At 72.8% G+C, this 16,584-nt stretch carries 12 protein-coding genes; 7 read left to right on the top strand and 5 right to left on the bottom strand.

Annotated features, from left to right (window positions below; translation table 11 throughout):
* Nucleotides 1-7 precede the first annotated feature (7 nt).
* Together JIG36_RS50455 and JIG36_RS50460 are read left to right on the top strand one after the other, a co-directional pair.
* Nucleotides 8-2,299, top strand: a complete 2,292-nt coding sequence (locus JIG36_RS50455; RefSeq protein WP_203384093.1) for an ATP-binding protein — start codon at nucleotides 8-10, stop codon at nucleotides 2,297-2,299.
* Nucleotides 2,296-3,468: an AMP-binding protein gene (locus tag JIG36_RS50460; protein ID WP_203384094.1), complete on the top strand. Its 1,173-nt coding sequence runs from the start codon at nucleotides 2,296-2,298 to the stop codon at nucleotides 3,466-3,468. Before JIG36_RS50455 ends, JIG36_RS50460 begins: the two co-directional genes overlap by 4 nt.
* A 7-nt stretch (nucleotides 3,469-3,475) precedes the next feature.
* Here the strand turns inward: JIG36_RS50460 and ispG are convergent, their stop codons facing one another.
* Genes ispG through ispH form a run of 4 tightly spaced genes read right to left on the bottom strand, consistent with a single transcriptional unit; the run spans nucleotide 3,476 to nucleotide 8,620 of the window.
* On the bottom strand, nucleotides 3,476-4,636 hold the full coding sequence (ispG, locus tag JIG36_RS50465) for a flavodoxin-dependent (E)-4-hydroxy-3-methylbut-2-enyl-diphosphate synthase (protein ID WP_203384095.1): 1,161 nt from the start codon (nucleotides 4,634-4,636) through the stop codon (nucleotides 3,476-3,478).
* 26 nt (nucleotides 4,637-4,662) lie between these two features.
* Nucleotides 4,663-6,561, bottom strand: a complete 1,899-nt coding sequence (gene dxs / locus JIG36_RS50470; protein ID WP_203384096.1) for a 1-deoxy-D-xylulose-5-phosphate synthase — start codon at nucleotides 6,559-6,561, stop codon at nucleotides 4,663-4,665.
* A gap of 23 nt (nucleotides 6,562-6,584) precedes the next feature.
* Entirely contained in the window at nucleotides 6,585-7,652 is a 1,068-nt protein-coding gene (locus JIG36_RS50475; RefSeq protein WP_203384097.1) for a polyprenyl synthetase family protein, read from the bottom strand.
* A 23-nt stretch (nucleotides 7,653-7,675) separates the two neighbouring features.
* A complete protein-coding gene (ispH, locus tag JIG36_RS50480; RefSeq protein WP_203384098.1) occupies nucleotides 7,676-8,620 on the bottom strand; it encodes a 4-hydroxy-3-methylbut-2-enyl diphosphate reductase in 945 nt (314 codons plus the stop codon).
* Between the two features lie 369 nt (nucleotides 8,621-8,989).
* On the opposite strand from ispH, the gene JIG36_RS50485 reads away from it, so the two are divergent.
* Both JIG36_RS50485 and JIG36_RS50490 read left to right on the top strand, forming a co-directional pair.
* Nucleotides 8,990-10,900: an FAD/NAD(P)-binding protein gene (locus tag JIG36_RS50485; RefSeq protein ID WP_268919972.1), complete on the top strand. Its 1,911-nt coding sequence runs from the start codon at nucleotides 8,990-8,992 to the stop codon at nucleotides 10,898-10,900.
* Complete coding sequence (locus JIG36_RS50490) at nucleotides 10,897-12,306, top strand: nitrosuccinate lyase (RefSeq protein WP_203384100.1); 1,410 nt, start codon at nucleotides 10,897-10,899, stop codon at nucleotides 12,304-12,306. Before JIG36_RS50485 ends, JIG36_RS50490 begins: the two co-directional genes overlap by 4 nt.
* On the opposite strand, the gene JIG36_RS50495 is transcribed toward JIG36_RS50490, so the two are convergent.
* Nucleotides 12,291-13,550 (bottom strand): AarF/UbiB family protein, encoded by a 1,260-nt coding sequence (locus JIG36_RS50495; protein WP_203384101.1) that lies wholly within the window; start codon nucleotides 13,548-13,550, stop codon nucleotides 12,291-12,293. The genes JIG36_RS50490 and JIG36_RS50495 overlap by 16 nt on opposite strands.
* Nucleotides 13,551-13,808: 258 nt before the next feature.
* On the opposite strand from JIG36_RS50495, the gene fabD reads away from it, so the two are divergent.
* The 3 genes from fabD to JIG36_RS50510 all read left to right on the top strand — a co-directional run.
* A complete protein-coding gene (gene fabD / locus JIG36_RS50500) occupies nucleotides 13,809-14,678 on the top strand; it encodes an ACP S-malonyltransferase (protein WP_203384102.1) in 870 nt (289 codons plus the stop codon).
* The gene (locus tag JIG36_RS50505; RefSeq protein ID WP_203384103.1) at nucleotides 14,675-15,757 is read left to right on the top strand and encodes a carboxyl transferase domain-containing protein; all 1,083 of its coding nucleotides are present in this window, start codon (nucleotides 14,675-14,677) and stop codon (nucleotides 15,755-15,757) included. The genes fabD and JIG36_RS50505 overlap by 4 nt, the downstream gene beginning before the upstream one ends.
* On the top strand, nucleotides 15,738-16,584 hold an 847-nt coding region (locus JIG36_RS50510), incomplete at its 3' end, for a 2-oxoacid:acceptor oxidoreductase family protein (protein WP_203384104.1). The genes JIG36_RS50505 and JIG36_RS50510, both read left to right, overlap by 20 nt.

Consider the following 16,584-nt stretch of genomic DNA (forward strand, 5'->3'; position numbering starts at 1 on the left):
GGGAGTCATGCTGACCGATATTTCGACACCCGGGACATGGGGCCTGGAGACGGCCGTGCTCTGGCCGGCCGGGCCCGATCTGGTCGGACGCGAGCAGGAGCTGCCGGCCGTCGAGGGTCGGCTTCTGGCGCCGTCGGCCCGCCTGATCTCGCTGACCGGTCCCGGAGGGGTCGGCAAGAGCCGGCTGGCGGCCGAGGCGAGCCGGGCGGTGTCGGGCGAGTTCCCCCGGGGCGTCCGGGTCGTCGACGTCGCCGCGTGCCGCACCGCCGGCGCGGCGGTGGCCGTCGTCGAACAGGCCGTGGCCGATCTCGGAGGTCACGGCCGGGGCCTGCTCGGGCTCGACGGGATCGAGCACCGTACGCGCGATCTGGCTCCCCTGATCACCGGTCTGCTCGCGCTGGACGCCGGGCTGACCGTGCTCGCGACCGGCCAGGAGGCTCTGCGGGTCTACGGCGAGAGGGTTGTGCCGGTCGGCCCGCTGACGCCGCCGGGGCCGCTCGTCGGTCCGGAGGTCGCCGACGTCCAGGACAACCCGGCGGTGCTGCTGTTCACCCGGCGGGCCCACGAGGTGGACCCCGGCTTCACGCTGACGCCCGAGAACGTGGACGCCGTCGTGGACGTCTGCAACGTGCTGGAGGGCGTACCGCTGGCCCTGGAGCTGGCGGCGACCCGGCTGCGGCTGTTCCCGTTGGCCGAGCTCCGGTCCTGGGTGCGGCGGGGTGGTGACAGTCACCTGACCGGCCCGCCCGGGACGCCGGAGCGGCAGCGTTCGCTGAGCGCCGTCGCCGAGTGGAGCTGCCGCGGGCTCACCCCGGACCAGCGGTACCTGCTGGCCCGGCTCTCGATCTTCGAGGGGGCCACGCTCGCGACGGCGGAGAAGGTCTCACCGTTGTCCGCGGCCGGCACCGCCGAGGCGATCGAGGTGCTGCTCGACCGGAACCTGCTCCGTCTGGCCGAGCCGCCGCGGGCGGAGGGCCGGCTGATGATGCCCCGGATCGTCCGGGCCTGGGGCCGCGGTGTCCTGGAACAGGACGGGGTGGCCGGGGAAGCGGGGGAGAGCCACGCCCGTCACTTCGGCGAGCTGATGCGGACGATCGAGGGCCGGTTCACCGGGACCGAGCAGCAGCGGTGGCTGCGGGTCGCGGGGCTCGAGCACGACAACATCCTGACCGCGCTCGCCCATTTCCGGTCCACGGGAGACCTCGAGGCCCAGGCGGCCCTGCTGGTGGCCTGCCGGCGGCCGTGGCTGATCCGGGGTGAGCTGCGGGCCGGGCTCGAGCTCTTCGACCGTACGGCGGCCGCGCTGGCCGGCGACGACAGCGAACGGGCGCTGCACCTGCGGGCCCGGCTGTGCACCGGAGCGGGATTCCTCTCCTCGGCCGCCGGCGATCCGGACGGCGCCGTCCACCGGCACCGGCGCGCGGTGGCCATCTACCGGCATCTGCGCGACGCCCAGCACGGCGCCCGGGCCTCGGCGCGGCTGGGCCGGGCGCTGATCCACTCCGGCGACCGCGAGACCGGCCAGTCGCTGCTCGCCGCGGCCCGCTCGACCCTCGAATGGCTGGGCGACACCACCGGATCGGCCGAGGCCGCGGCCGGGCTGGCCGAGGCGTCCCTCGACGCCGGCGCGTTCGCCGAGGCCGGACCCCTGCTGCAGCGCGCGATCGGCATCTACCGGCAGCAGGGCGAGATCCGCGGCCTGGCGCAGACGCTCCTGCTCGGAGCTCGGCTGGCGACGCTGACCGGTGACCGGCCGGCCGCATACGCGGCGGTCCGCGAGAGCCTGCGGTTGCTCGACTCGATCGACGACCGCACCGAACTGCCCGGTGCGCTGGCCGCCTTCGCCCTGCTGACCCTGGACGACGCCGGTCAGTCGCAGCGGGCGGCCCGCCTTCTCGCCGCGGCCGACACGATGTGCCGCCGGGCCGGCATGCACCGGCCGCGGGTGCTGCCGGACCGCTTCGACACGGCCGTGGCCACACTTCGGCGCCGTCTCGGGCCGGCGGTCTTCCCCGGGGTCTGGGCCGACGGCGTGCGAGCGCAACCCGCGACGACGGTCGCCGAGGCGCTCGCCGTCGCGGAGCCGAGCCGGGTCCGCGAGCGCCCGGAGGCGGAATCCCTGACGCCACGCCAGTTGCAGGTCGCCCTGAACGTCGCCGAGGGGCTGACCAACCGCCAGATCGCCGAACAGCTGTCCATCGCGGAGTGGACCGTGGTGAACCACCTGCGGCAGGTGATGCGCAAGCTCGGCTGCACGTCCCGGGTGCAGGTGGCCTGGGCGGTCGGCAGGAGACAGTGACGGACCGGAGCCTGGTGCACGACCTCTACCGCGTCAGCGCCGCCCACCCGGACCGGATCGCGATCGTGGCCGAGCGGGCGGACCGCCGCCCGGGTACGCCACCGGTCCGCGTCTCGTACGCGCAACTCGCCACCTATGTCGAGCGGTTCGCCCACGCCCTGGCCGCCCTGGGTGTCGGCCCCGGCGATCCGGTCGCGTTCGCGCTGCCGAACGGGTGGGAAAGTCCCGCGCTGTTCTTCGCGTGCCTGCGGATCGGTGCGGAGGCGGTGCCGGTCCTGCCCGGCTACGGCGCGCGGGATCTGCGGGTTGTTCTGGAGGCCACGCGGGCGCGCGTGTGTGTCGTACCGGACTTCTGGGACGGCGTGCCACGGGCGGAGGTGCTGGCGGAGCTGGCCACCACCCTGCCTTGGCTGCGCCGACGGGTGGTCGTCGGGGACGCCGCGGCCACCGGGGCTCTCGACTTCACCGAGCATTTTGTGCGGACCCCGCACGAGCGGCACCGCCGTGGCGCCTGGCTGCGGGTGCCGCCGGACCTGCCCGCCCGGGTCTGCCTGATCGTCAACGCCGTCGGCCTCGACGACACCCACACCATGACCCGGCACACCTCCCGCTCGTTGCGGGCCGGAGCCGGAGCCGGAGCCGGAGCCGGAGCCGGAGCCGGAGCCGGAGCCGGAGCCGCAGCCGCAGCCGCAGCCGGGCCGCCGGGGCCGCACGATGTCGCACCCTCGGCGGTGCCGGTCGCCCTGCTCCCGTCGTTGCTGCACACCGTGATCGGCCCTCTGCTCCGGGGCGGGACGGTGATGCTGCGGGACGTCTGGCAACCGCGCCGCGGCGAGCCGGCGCCGCCGGGCGGGGAGGTGGGTGGGCTGTTCCTCGTACCGGTCGCCGAGGTCGAGGACGCTCTGCTCGGGCACCCGCGGGTCGCCGAGGCCGCCCTGGCCGCGTGCCCCGACCGGGAGCACGGCGAACTCACCTGCGCGGTGGTGGTGCCGGCCGGGGCCCCGCCCGCCCTGACCGATCTCCGCGAGTTCCTGCTGGCCCGGGGCGTGGCGCGGGCGCACCTGCCGGCCCGGCTGGAGCTGGTGGGGGCCATCCCCCGCGACGAGGCCGGCGAGGTGCACCGGCCACGCCTCCGCGAGCACCTCCAGCTCCGGTGGGCCAGGCGCTAGGGTCCGATCACGACACGACCACGGTCGGCGACCCGGCCCGGCTCTCGCGTTCCTCCTCCGGCATCGCCTCGACCAGCTTCAGCGCCTCCTCGATCAGCGTCTCGACGATCCGGGACTCGGGCACCGTACGCACCGGCACCCCCTTGATGAAGATCTGGCCCTTGCCGTTGCCGGACGCCACCCCCAGGTCGGCCTCGCGGGCCTCGCCGGGACCGTTCACCACGCAACCCATCACCGCCACCCGCAGCGGCGCGTCCAGGCCGTCGAGGCCGGCCGTCACCTCGTCGGCGAGCTTCCAGACGTCGACCTGGGCGCGACCGCAGCCGGGACAGGAGACGATCTCCAGGCCGCGCTTCTTGAGGTTGAGCGACTCCAGGATCTGCAGGCCGACCTTGACCTCCTCCACCGGCGGGGTGGACAGCGACACCCGGATCGTGTCGCCGATGCCCTCGCTGAGCAGGGCGCCGAAGGCTACCGCCGACTTGATGGTGCCCTGGAACGCCGGGCCCGCCTCGGTCACCCCGAGGTGCAGCGGATAGTCGCACTGCTGGGACAACAACCGGTAGGCGTTGACCATGACCACCGGGTCGCTGTGCTTCACCGAGATCTTGATGTCGCGGTACCCGTGCTCCTCGAACAGCGAGCACTCCCACAGCGCCGACTCGACCAGCGCCTCCGGGGTGGCCTTGCCGTACTTGGTCAGCAGCCGCTTGTCGAGCGAGCCGGCGTTGACCCCGATCCGGATCGGGATCCCGGCGTCGGTGGCGGCGCGGGCGATCTCCTTGACCTTGTCGTCGAACTGTTTGATGTTGCCGGGGTTGACCCGGACCGCGGCGCATCCGGCGTCGATCGCGGCGAAGACGTACTTGGGCTGGAAGTGGATGTCGGCGATGACCGGGATGCTGGACTTGCGGGCGATCTCCTTGAGCGCGTCGGCGTCGTCCTGCGTCGGCACCGCGACCCGGACGATCTGGCAGCCGGCCGTGGTCAGCTGGGCGATCTGCTGGAGGGTCGCGTTGACGTCGGAGGTGAGCGTCGTGGTCATCGACTGGACCGAGACCGGCGCGTCACCTCCCACCGGCACGTTGCCGACCATGATCTGCCGGGTGGTCCGGCGGGTGGCGACGGGCCGGGGTGGCATCCCGGGCACGTTCAGCGGTACGAGCATGGCGGAGTCCTTGTCGGTCGGAGGGGTCAGGCCGGCTGCGTCATCGGGAAGCCGCTCAGGGTCTCGACGACCCGGGCGGCGATGTCTCCGGAGGTCAGTCCGGCCGCCCGCAGGAGATCGGCGCGCTTGCCGTGGTCGAGGAACTGCTGGGGGATGCCGAAGTCACGCAGCGGGGTGTCGACACCCGCGGTCCGCAGCGCCCGCGAGATCGCCGAGCCGGCGCCGCCGGTCACACCGTTGTCCTCGACGGTGACCACGAGCCGGTGGCGGGCCGCGAGCGGAGCCAGCGCCGGGCTGACCGGCTTGATCCAGCGCGGGTCGACCACGGTGCTGCCGACACCCCCGGCGGCCAGCAGCGACGCGAGGTCGAGGCAGGTCCGGGCCATCGGGCCCAGACCCACCACAAGAACGTCCTCCGGGCCGTCGCGGTACAGGACGTCGAGGTCGGCGACGGTCTCGACGGCCGGCAGGTCGGGCGGGACCGGCCCCTTGGGGAAGCGGACCGCGGTCGGTCCGTCGTCACAGGCCACGGCCTCGCCGAACAGCTCGCCGAGTCGTCTGCCGTCGCGGGGCACGGCGATCCGCAGCCCGGGAACCAGTTGCAGCAGCGACAGGTCCCACATGCCGTTGTGGCTCGCCCCGTCGTCCCCGGTGATCCCGGCCCGGTCCAGCACGAACGTCACCGGCAGCCGGTGCAGGGCCACGTCCATCAGGGCCTGGTCGAAGGCCCGGTTGAGGAAGGTGGCGTAGAGGGCCACAACCGGGTGCAGGCCACCCATGGCGAGCCCGGCGGCCGACGTGACGGCGTGCTGCTCGGCGATGCCGACGTCGAACGTACGCTCGGGGAAGGCGCGGGAGAACCGGCCCAGTCCGGTCGGTTCGAGCATCGCCGCGGTGAGCGCCACCAGGTCCGGCCGGCTCTCCCCGGCCGTGACCAGCGAGTCGCCGAACACATCGGTCCAGGACCGGGCGGCCGGGGCGCCGATCGCCGCCCCGGTGTCCGGATCGATCACGCCGACCGCGTGGAACCGGTCCGCGACGTGGCTCTCCGCCGGCACGTACCCCGAGCCCTTGGTGGTGATGCAGTGCACCACGACCGGGCCGCCCAGATGGCGGGCCCGCTCGAACGCCTTCTCCATGGCGGCCACGTCGTGACCGTCCACCGGGCCGAGATACTTCAGGCCCAGGCCGTCGAACATGTTCTGCGGCACGAGCATGTCCTTGAGACCGCGCTTGGCGGCGTGCAGGGCCCCGAACACCGGTTCCCCGACAACCGGACGCACCTGGTCCTTGCCCCACTCGAGCAGGCGCTCGTAGCGGCGCGAGGTGCGCAGCGTGGTGAGCTGGTCGGCCAGCCCGCCGACGGTCGGGGCGTACGAGCGGCCGTTGTCGTTCACCACGATGACGACGGGCCGGTCCCTGGCTCCGGCGATGTTGTTCAGCGCCTCCCAGCACATGCCGCCGGTGAGCGCGCCGTCCCCGACCACCGCGACCACCGCCCGGTCGGTGTCACCGGTCAGCTGAGCCGCCTTGGCCAGGCCGTCGGCGTAGGAGAGCGCGGTCGACGCGTGGGAGTTCTCCACCAGGTCGTGGACGGACTCGCTCCGGGACGGGTACCCGGACAGGCCACCGGCCTGCCGCAGCCGGTCGAACTCGTCGACCCGGCCGGTGAGCATCTTGTGCACGTAGCACTGGTGCCCGGTGTCCCAGACGATCCGGTCCCGCGGCGACTCGAACACCCGGTGCAGGGCGATGGTCAGCTCCACCACCCCGAGGTTGGGGCCGAGGTGGCCGCCCGTACGGGCAACGCTCTCCACCAGCGTCGCCCGGATCTGCCGGGCCAGCGTCTCGAGCTGCCCGGCGGTCAGCGCTCGCAGGTCGCCCGGCTCCTTGATGGTGCGTAACAGGTCGTTGTCGGTCGGCATGAGGGTTCGGCTCCTCTCGGGTGTCAGCGGTCGCGGTAGGCGACCAGGGTGGCCAGCCGGGCGAACTCGTCGGTCCAGGCCGGGTCGAGACCGGCGGAGCTGATCGCGGTGACGGCGCGGTCGACGAGCTCGCCGATGGTGCGTTCGACGGTGGCGCGTACGCCGGTCTCCTCCAGCACCTGGCGGATCAGGTCGGCGTCCCACGGCGTGTCGCCGTCCCGGACGAGCAGGTTCCGGATCCGGGCGTCCCGCTCGACGGCCAGGGTGAGCAGCAGGGTCATCTTGTGCTCGGCGAAGTCCAGCCCGGCCGGCTTGCCGGTGGCCCCGGGGTCGCCGAACGCGTCCATCAGGTCGTCCCGCAGCTGGAACGCCTCACCCAGGGCCAGGCCGTAGCCCTCGAAGGCGCCGGCCAGGTCGGTCCGGCCCGCGAGGGTGGCGCCGAGCAGGAGCGGGCGTTGGATCGAGTAGCGGCCGGACTTGCACACGGCGATCCACCGCGACAGCTGGGGATCGACCACGGACTCGGCGGCCACCGCGACGTCCAGGTGCTGCCCGACGATCAGCTCGGTGCGCAGCTCGCCCCAGAGCCGCCGGGCCGCGGGCGGGAAGTCGAAGGTGAGCTCGTCGGCGTAGACGAGGGCCAGATCGCCGGCGAGCACCGCCACGCCCTCACCGAACCGGCGGGCCTCACCCAGCCAGCCCCGGGCGCTGTGCTCGCCGGCGTGGTGGACGTGGATCGTCGGCCGGCCCCGCCGCAGCGCGGAGTTGTCGATCACGTCGTCGTGGATCAACGCGAACGCCTGGAGCAGTTCCAGGGCGGCCGACGCGTCCACGGCGGCCGCCGAAGCGGGGTCGCCGCCGGCGGCGAGGAAACCGCTGAGGCAGAAGATGGGCCGCAGTCGCTTGCCGCCGCGGCTCACCATGTCGATGACCGCCTCGACCGGTTGCGCGGCGCGGGGGTTGGTCTGCTTCCAGCGGGCCCGCTCGGATTCGGTGTACTGCTCCAGCCGCTGCTCGACCCGGGCGAGCAGGTCGCCACGGATTCCCGGTAGATCTGATGTGGATGGTTGACGGGTGGCGATGACAGTCATGGTGTCTCCCCGTTATCGGTGGGTCAGGAGGTGAGGCTGGACGGGAGCCCGAAGATGACGTTCTCGGTCGCCGTCGATTCGAGTTCGACGGTGGTCCAGCCGTGTTCCGCGAGCCGGTCGAGCAGCTGCTCGACCAGGATCTCGGGGGCACTGGCGCCGGCGCTCACGCCGATCACCGAAGCGTCGGCGAGCCACTGCTCCCGCAACTCGGTCACGTCGGGCACCAGGTAGGCCGTCGTACCCACGCCCTCGGCCACCTCGACCATGCGGATCGAGTTGCTGGAGTTGCGCGAGCCGACCACCAGCACGAGGTCGCTGCGTCCGGCGATCGCCTTCACGGCGTTCTGCCGGTTCTGGCTGGCGTAGCAGATGTCGCCCTTGGCCGGCCCGGTCAGCGCGGGGAACCGCTCGTTCAGGGCGGCGACGATGCCGGACGTCTCGTCCAGGGACAGCGTCGTCTGGGTCAGGTAGCCGACGGGGGTGTCGGCGGGCAGCGTGAGTCCGGCGACCGCTTCGACCGAGTCCACGATGATCGTGCGGTCCGGTGCGTGCCCGAACGTGCCCTCCACCTCTTCGTGGTCGGCGTGACCGATCAGCAGGATCGTCTTGTCGTCGCGGACGTGCCGGCGCGCCTCCTGGTGCACCTTGGACACCAGCGGGCAGGTCGCGTCGATGACGTCCAGCTTGCGGCCGGCCGCGTTGCCGCGGACGGCGGGCGACACGCCGTGGGCGGAGAAGACGCAGACCGCGCCCTCGGGAACCTCGTCCTCCGAGTCGACGAAGACCACCCCGCGGCTGCGCAGGGAACGGACGACGTAGTGGTTGTGGACGATCTCCTTGCGGACGTACACCGGCGGCCCGTAGCGGGCCAGGGCCTCCTCGACGATCAGGATCGCGCGGCGGACCCCGGCGCAGAAACCGCGGGGCTCCGCGAGGATCACCGTCTTCGGCCTGTCATGGCGCGTCATTGTCACCGCTCCCCGTTCGTGGTCAGGGAGCCGAGCGTGGCGACGGACGGAAGGCGGCGTCAACGGAAAGACGCGATCGGGGCGCGGGAAGCCCTTCGACCGGCAGCCCCCTGCCATGGCGCCGGTGGATCGGGCGCGGGGTTGTCATGAGGTTGCCAGACACGCCTCTTGGCGCCCGCTTGGCCTGTGACGTTACCGCGCCGGTTTCCTGGCCGCATCGCGGGCCGGACGCCAAGCGGGTGCCAAGCCGCCGGAAAGGGCCCGCCAAGGCGGATGGCGCACGGTTCGTCGCAGGGCTCCGAAGCCGGACGGCGGACGACCAGCGAGGCCACGGGGGAAGCAGACGTGCAACGACTGTGTGTTGTCGGGATGGGTCCACGAGGTCTGTCCATGCTGGAACGGATCATCGCCAATGTCCGGGGCCGGCCGGACGCCCGTACGGAGATCCATCTGGTCGACCCGTACGAGTTCGGCGCCGGTGCGGTGTGGCGGGTCGAGCAGTCCCGGCTGCTGCTGATGAACACGGTCGCGGGCCAGATCACGGCCTACACCGACAACGAGAGCCGCATCGACGGTCCGATAGAACCGGGACCTTCGCTGTACGCGTGGGCGCAGAGCCTCGCGGCCGGCCTCGAACCCGATCCCGCTGTTCCCGGCTGGGCGGTCGACGAGGCCGCCCGCCTCGGACCGGACGTGTACCCGACGCGCGCTCTCTACGGGGCGTACCTGCGGGCCTGTTATCACCGCATCGTCCACCGGGCGCCCGAGCATGTCACCGTGCGCGAGCACCGCACGCTCGCCACGGCGCTGGTGGACGTCTGGGACGCCCCCGGACCGCAGGCGGTCGCCCTCGGGGACGGCTCCTGGCTGACCGGGCTCGACGCGGTCGTGCTGGCGCAGGGCCACGTCGCCACCCGGCCCAGCGCCGGTGAGCAGCGCACCCTGGCGCTGGCCCGGCAGCACGGGCTGCGCTACCTGCGTCCGGCCAACCCGGCCGACGTGGATCTCGATGCGGTGGCGCCGGGGGAACCGGTGCTGCTGCGCGGGCTGGGGCTGTGCTTCTTCGACCACCTGACCCTGCTCACCACCGGACGCGGCGGCGCCTTCGAGCGGATCGGCGACCGTCTGGTCTACCGGCCGTCCGGCCGTGAGCCCCAGCTGTTCGCCACCTCCCGGCGCGGCGTGCCGTACCAGGCCCGGGGCGAGAACGAGAAGGGCACGGCGGAGCGCCACCAGCCCGTGGTGCTGACGCCGGACGTCATCGCCGGGCTGCGGGCCGGTGGCCCGGTCGACTTCGCGCGCCAGCTGTGGCCGCTGATCCGGCTCGAGGTCGAGGCCGTCTACTACGCCGGGCTGTTCCGGCGTCGCGGCCACCCGGCGCCCGGGGACCTGGCTTCCGGCTACATCCGGGCCGCCGGTGAGGCCGAGCGGGCCCGGCTGCTCGACGACCTCGGGATCGCCGAGGCGGACCGGTTCGACTGGGAGCGGCTGGCCCGCCCCTGGCACGGGCAGGGACTCGGATCGCCCGACGCGTACCGGAAATGGCTGATCGAGCATCTGCGGGCCGACATCGCGGCCGCGCGGGAAGGCAACAAGAGCAACCCGCTCAAGGCCGCCCTGGACGTGTTGCGGGACATCCGTAACGAGGTGCGGCTCGCCGTGGACCACGCCGGGCTGGACGGCGACTCGCACCGCTCCCACCTCGACCAGTGGTACTCCCCGTTCAACGCTTTCCTGTCGATCGGGCCCCCGGCGTCGCGGGTCGAGGAACTCGTCGCGTTGATCGAGGCCGGTGTCGTCGTGCTGCCCGGACCGGCCACGGGCGTGAGCATCGACCTCGCCGATCCCGCGTTCGTCCTGTTCCCGCAGCTGGGAAGCGACGATCCGGTGCGCGCCACGACCCTCATCGAGGCGCGGCTGCCCACACCCGATCTGCCGGACACCGCGGATCCGCTGATGCGGTATCTGCTGCGCACGGGCCAGGCGACGGTGCACCGCATTCCCACCGTACGGGGCACAGCGGTCGACACGAGCGGACTGGCGGTGACCGCCCGTCCGTCGCGGATCGTGGACGCCTCCGGATCCGTCCACGAGCGACGGTTCGCCTACGGGGTGCCGACCGAGTCGGTCCACTGGGTGACCGCCGCCGGCACCCGCCCGTGTGTCGACTCGGTCACGCTCAAGGACTCGGACGCGATCGCCCGTGCCGTTCTCGCCCTGCCGCCGCTGGCCGGTGTCATCCCGGCCCACCACCTGAGAAGGATCGAGGTGCTGTCGTGAAGCAGGACCCCATGCTGCTGGACACCGGCCTGCTCTCGCCGGTGCGCGCCGGCGCCCCGGTCGAGGCGGTGGTCGCCGACCCGGCCTGGTTGCAGGCCATGCTCGACGCCGAGGTCGCCCTGGTCCGGGCGCAGAGCCGGCTCGGCACCGTGCCACCGGCGGCGGCCGAGGTCATCGCCCGGACGGCCGGCGCCGACCGGTTCGACCTGCGGGCGCTCGCGCTGTCGGCCCGCCTGACCGCCAACCCGGTCGTGGGGCTGGTCCGGGAACTGACCCGCCTGGTCCGGGAGCAGGACCCCGCCGCCGCCGAGTACGTGCACCGCGGATCGACCAGCCAGGACATCTTCGACACGGCGGCGATGATGGTCGCGCGCGGGGCCCTCACGCTGATCCGGGCCGACCTGCGTGACGTCATGGAGACGTTGCGGACCCTCGCCGTGCGGCACCGCGACACCCCGATGGCCGGGCGGACGCTGGCCATGCAGGCCGTACCCACCACGTTCGGGCTCAAGGCGGCCGGCTGGCGGGACCTCGTGGCCGCCGCCGAGAGCCGCGTCGCCGCGGTCCTGACCGGCGGACTGCCGGTCGCGCTCGGCGGATCGGCCGGCACCCTGGCCGGCTACCTCGAATTCGCCCGCCTGGACGCCCCCGGCGGCGCGGTCGACCCGGCGACCTACGTCGACCAGGTCGCGCAGGCGTTCGCCGAGGAATGCGGCCTGACCGGCTCCCTGCTGCCGTGGCACGCGTTGCGGACGCCGCTCGCGGATCTGGGCGCGGCCCTCGCCTTCACCGCCGGCGCCCTCGGCAAACTGGCCACCGATGTGCTGACCCTCAGCCGCACCGAGGTCGGCGAGGTCGGCGAACCCCCGGCCGCTGGGCGGGGCGGATCGTCGGCGATGCCGCACAAGCGCAACCCGGTGCTGTCCACCATGATCCGCAGCGCCGCGCTGCAGGTGCCCGCCCTGTCCGTCGTCCTCACCCAGAGCCTGCTGGCCGAGGACGAGCGTTCGGCCGGCGGCTGGCACGCCGAGTGGCTGGTTCTGCGGGAATGTCTGCGGCTGACCGGCGGAGCGAGCCACACGGCGGCGGAACTCGCCCGGGGACTCGAGATCCACCCGGAGCGGATGCGCGGCAACCTGGACCTCACCCACGGGCTGGTGGTGTCCGAGCGGATCGCCGCGGTCCTCGCGCCCCGCCTCGGCAAGACGACCGCCCGGCAGGTCCTCACCGAGGCGTCGGCGCAGGCCGAGAAGCAGGGGCGGAGCCTGGCCGACGTGCTGGCCGAGGCCACGGCGGTGCGGCGTGAGATGTCCCGCGAGGAGACGGCCGCATTGTGCGCGCCCGAGCACTACCTGGGCGCCGCGGCGGCGCTGGTGGACGCGGCGGTCACTCAGGAATCGGAGTAGCCGGTCAGCCAGCGGGCCGCCGCCTGATCCAGCTCCGCGGCCGCCTGCAACCGCGACAGGGTCACGACCGTTCCCAGCGCCACCCGTCCCAGCTGCACGAAGGGCGGCGGCAGACGCAACCGGGAGAGCACGTGTCGTTCGGCGCTGCCCGCGGTGGTCAGCCGGCGGGTCACGGCGCGTGGCCAGTCCGGAGGGAAGCGGAATCCCGGCGCGAGGACGGCGCCCACGGCCGGGCTCAGGAACGCCAGCAGATCGGCCGGGCTGACCGCGTTCCCGCCCAGCAGCCCCAACCGCGCCGCGGCGGTCATGGCGCCCGTGGCGTCCGCGGTGACGGCAGCGCGAAGCAACTGCCCGAGTGCGGGATCCAGACCGTCCGGCAGACGGAGAACGGAGCCGAAGTCGAGGACTCCGAGCCGGCCATCGCTCAGCATCCGGAAGTTCTCCGGGGCCGGGTCGGTATGCAGGAGACCGGCCCGGACCGGCGCCGAGAAGTGGAACTCGGCGAGCAACCGCCCGGCGCGGTCCGGATCGTCCGGCCGTGCGGCCAGGGAGATCCCGCCGACCCACTCACCGATCAGGACGGAGCCGGCGGCGAACACCACCCGCGGGACCATGATGTCCGGGTCGTCGGCGTACGCCTGGGCGAAGGCCCGCTGATGATCGGCCTCCCGGGTGTAGTCCGCCTCGGCCCGCAGCGCCGGGCCCAGCTCGGCCATCGGGTCGAGCGAGGGGCGCACCATCCGGAGCAGCGTGCCGAGACGCCCGTACCGGGTGACATCGGATTTCAACGCCCGGTCCGCGCCGGGCCGCTGGATCTTGACCGCCACGTCCCGGCCGTCGGCCCACACGGCGCGGTGCACCTGGCTCAGCCCGCCGGCGGCGACCGGCTCGGGGCCGAACTCGGCGAACCGCTCCGGCCACGCCGGACCCAGCGCACCGGCCAGGGCCCGTTCCACCGTGCCGGGCGCCAGCGGATCGACGACCCGGCTCGGTCGCGGGCCCAGACGGTGGGTCATCGACTCGGGCAGCAGAGCGGCCAGCGGGGCGAACAACCCGGGTCGGGCCGCGCCCGCCTCGACGTGCTCCAGGGTGGCGACGAGCAGCTCGGCCAGGTGCCGTCGAGAGCTCCGCATCGGGGTCGCTTCCGAACCGGCCACGACCCGCCGGGCGACGTCGGTCGCGGCGCTGCCGGCCACCCGCACGGGAACGGTCGCCAGGTGCACCAACGAGCGCCACGGAGCCATCGGTCTCCCCTCTCCGGTCGAGCCCGTCCCGACGGCGTACATCGTGTAAAGCATCGGAACGGCGGGCGCGCAACGCGGATTTTGATTTTTCGCATCGGCGGGGCGGGACTGCAAATAATTTTGGGCGAGGTTGTTCCCGGCGATTCGCCGCTCCTACAGTGCCCGTGGAAACCGGAAAACCGCCACTGCCGAATGAATTCGAGCGTGTGCGCCATTGTTCGCACCGGCGGCCGGCCGAACGACCCGAGTGGAGTCGCCGTGATCGCCTATGTGTTCCCGGGCCAGGGGTCGCAGTCCGTCGGAATGGGCGCCGACCTGTTCGACGAATTCGCCGAGATCACCGCCGAGGCCGACCAGATCCTCGGCTGTTCCGTTGCGGAGCTGTGCACCGAGGACCCGCAGGGCCGGCTGGGACAGACCGAGTTCACCCAGCCCGCCCTGTACGTCGTCAATGCCTTGTCGTATCTGAGCCGGGTGAGCGGTGCCGGCCGGGCGCCCGACTTCGTGGCCGGGCACAGCCTGGGGGAGTACAGCGCCCTGTTCGCCGCCGGCGCGTTCACCTTCGGCGACGGTCTGCGCCTGGTCGCCCGGCGCGGGGAGCTGATGGCGACGGTTCGCGACGGCGGGATGGCGGCGGTGCTGGGTATCACGGCCGATGCTGTCGCCGATGCGCTGTCCGGCGCCGGGCTGGACGCCATCGACCTGGCCAACCTCAACACCACGACCCAGGTGGTGCTCGCCGGCCACCGGGACGACATCGAACGGGCCGGTCCGATCCTCAAGGCGGCCGGCGCTCGCGGATACACGATCCTGAAGGTCAGCGGGGCGTTCCACTCCCGATACATGCGCCCGGTGGCGGACGCGTTCGCCGAGGCGCTCGCGGACGTGCCGATGAGCCGTCCGCGGATCCCGGTGATCGCGAACGTCACCGCCCGGCCGTACCCGTCCGAGGGTGATGTCACCTCGTTGCTGGCCCGGCAGATGACCTCGCCCGTGCGCTGGACCGAAACCGTGCAGTACCTCCTCACGGCCGGCGTCGACGAGATCGAGCAGGCCGGGCCGGGCAAGGTGCTGACCAACCTGGTCCGGGCCGTCCGCCGGGAAACGGTTCCGGCCGGTGCCCGGTGACGGTCACCGCCCACCGGCCGGCACCGGCCGGCGCCGGTTCCAGTGATCCGATCGGCCGGATGGCCGGGTTGCTCGACGCGTGTTCGTTGCGGCCTCTGCCGTTCGCGGAGGAGGACGGCGTCGCGGTCGCGCGGGGTGCCGCCCGCGGGGTGCCGGTGATCGTCTTCGCCGTCGATCCCCGGGTGGTGGGTGGCGCGGTCGGTGCGGCCGGCTGCGACCGGATCGTCGCGGCGATCGACCTGGCGGTGGCCGAACGCGCCCCGGTGGTGGGTATCTGGCAGCACCTGGGCGCCCGGCTGGACGAGGGAGCGGCCGCGCTGGACGGCGTCAGCCGGGTCTTCGGCGCCAGAGTGCGGGCGAGCGGGCGGATCCCGCAGATCTCGGTGGTGGTCGGGCCGGCTGCCGGTGGCTCCGCTTACGGGCCGGCACTGGGCGACGTGGTCATCACGACGACGGCGGGACGGGTCCTGATTCCGGCCCGGGACGTCGTCCGCCGGGTGGCCGGTGCCGAAACCGGTGCGCCGTATGCGCATGGCCGTCGCCCCGGTGTGGCTCACGTGGTGGCGCCGGATGCTCCCGCGGCCTGTCGGAAGGCCGGCGACCTGGTGAGCCTCCTCGGCGCTCCGGGCCGGTTCGCGGCCGAGGTGGCCCTCCGGGCCGGCGACCCGAGGTCGTCCCGGCCGGATCGGGGGCCCGGAGAGAGCGATGTCCGGTCGGCGATCGAGGCGGTTCTTGATGACTCGACCTGGTCGGAGCTGCAACCCCGATGGGCCGCCGGTGTGGTCACCGGACTCGGCCGCCTGGCCGGACGGACCGTCGGTGTGGTGGCCGGAGAGCCGATCCGCAACTCGCTGAGTGCGGAGAAGGCGGCACGGTTCGTGAATTTGTGTGACGACTGGGGGATTCCCCGGCTGATCCTGGGCGACGTCCCGGGCCGCCGGGCGGATGCCGGCGCGGCAGTGGTCGGTGTCGAGGAGATCATCGATCCGGCCGCGGTCCGCCGTCGTCTTGTCCATGCATTCGCCGGGACCGAGCTGGTCCGCGACCGGAGGGGAACCGATGCCGGTATTCACGGCTGATCCGCACGACCACCGGACGACCGCCGTGAAGCGGGTGGAACAGCTGGATCGGGTGGTCATCCGTTTCGCCGGCGACTCGGGCGACGGCATGCAGCTGACCGGTGACCGATTCACCTCGGAAACCGCCCAGTTGGGTAATGACATCTCCACTCTGCCGAACTTCCCGGCCGAGATCCGGGCGCCTGCGGGCACCTTGCCGGGCGTGTCGAGTTTCCAGGTGCATTTCGCCGACTACGACATCCTGACGCCCGGTGATGCGCCGAACGTGCTGGTCGCGATGAACCCGGCCGCGCTCAAGGCCAACCTGGCCGACCTGCCCGCGGGCGCCGACATCATCGTCAACACCGACGAGTTCACCCGGCGCAGCCTGGCCAAGGTCGGTTACGCGGTGAGCCCGCTCGAGGACGGGTCGCTGTCGGAGTATGCCGTGCACCCGGTTGCTCTCACGTCGATGACGGTGGGTGCGCTGGCCGAGCTCGGGGTCGCGAAGAAGGACGCCGAGCGGGCCAAGAACATGTTCGCGCTCGGGTTGTTGAGCTGGATGTATTCGCGTCCGTTCGAGTCGACCCTGCGGTTTCTGGAGGCGAAGTTCGCCAAGCGTCCCGATCTGGTCGCGGCGAACAAGGCCGCGTTCCAGGCCGGGTGGAACTTCGGTGAGACGACCGAAGACTTCGCTGTGCGGTACGAGGTGAAACCCGCTCGCATGAAGCCGGGCACGTATCGCAACATCACCGGTAACCAGGCGCTCGCGTTGGGCCTGGTCGCGGCGTGCGTCAAATCGAAACTGCCGCTGTTTCTGGGCGCCTACCCGATCACCCCGGCCTCCG

It is taken from the genome of Paractinoplanes ovalisporus (assembly GCF_016834655.1).
Lineage (GTDB): Bacteria > Actinomycetota > Actinomycetes > Mycobacteriales > Micromonosporaceae > Actinoplanes > Actinoplanes ovalisporus.

Coding starts and splice junctions, on each gene's coding strand:
- JIG36_RS50455 (WP_203384093.1), top strand. CDS start 8: ATGCTGACCGATATTTCGACACCCGGGACATGGGGCCTGGAGACGGCC.
- ispG (WP_203384095.1), bottom strand. CDS start 4,636: ATGCTCGTACCGCTGAACGTGCCCGGGATGCCACCCCGGCCCGTCGCC.
- ispH (WP_203384098.1), bottom strand. CDS start 8,620: ATGACGCGCCATGACAGGCCGAAGACGGTGATCCTCGCGGAGCCCCGC.
- JIG36_RS50485 (WP_268919972.1), top strand. CDS start 8,990: ATGGGTCCACGAGGTCTGTCCATGCTGGAACGGATCATCGCCAATGTC.
- JIG36_RS50495 (WP_203384101.1), bottom strand. CDS start 13,550: ATGGCTCCGTGGCGCTCGTTGGTGCACCTGGCGACCGTTCCCGTGCGG.
- JIG36_RS50475 (WP_203384097.1), bottom strand. CDS start 7,652: ATGACTGTCATCGCCACCCGTCAACCATCCACATCAGATCTACCGGGA.
- dxs (WP_203384096.1), bottom strand. CDS start 6,561: ATGCCGACCGACAACGACCTGTTACGCACCATCAAGGAGCCGGGCGAC.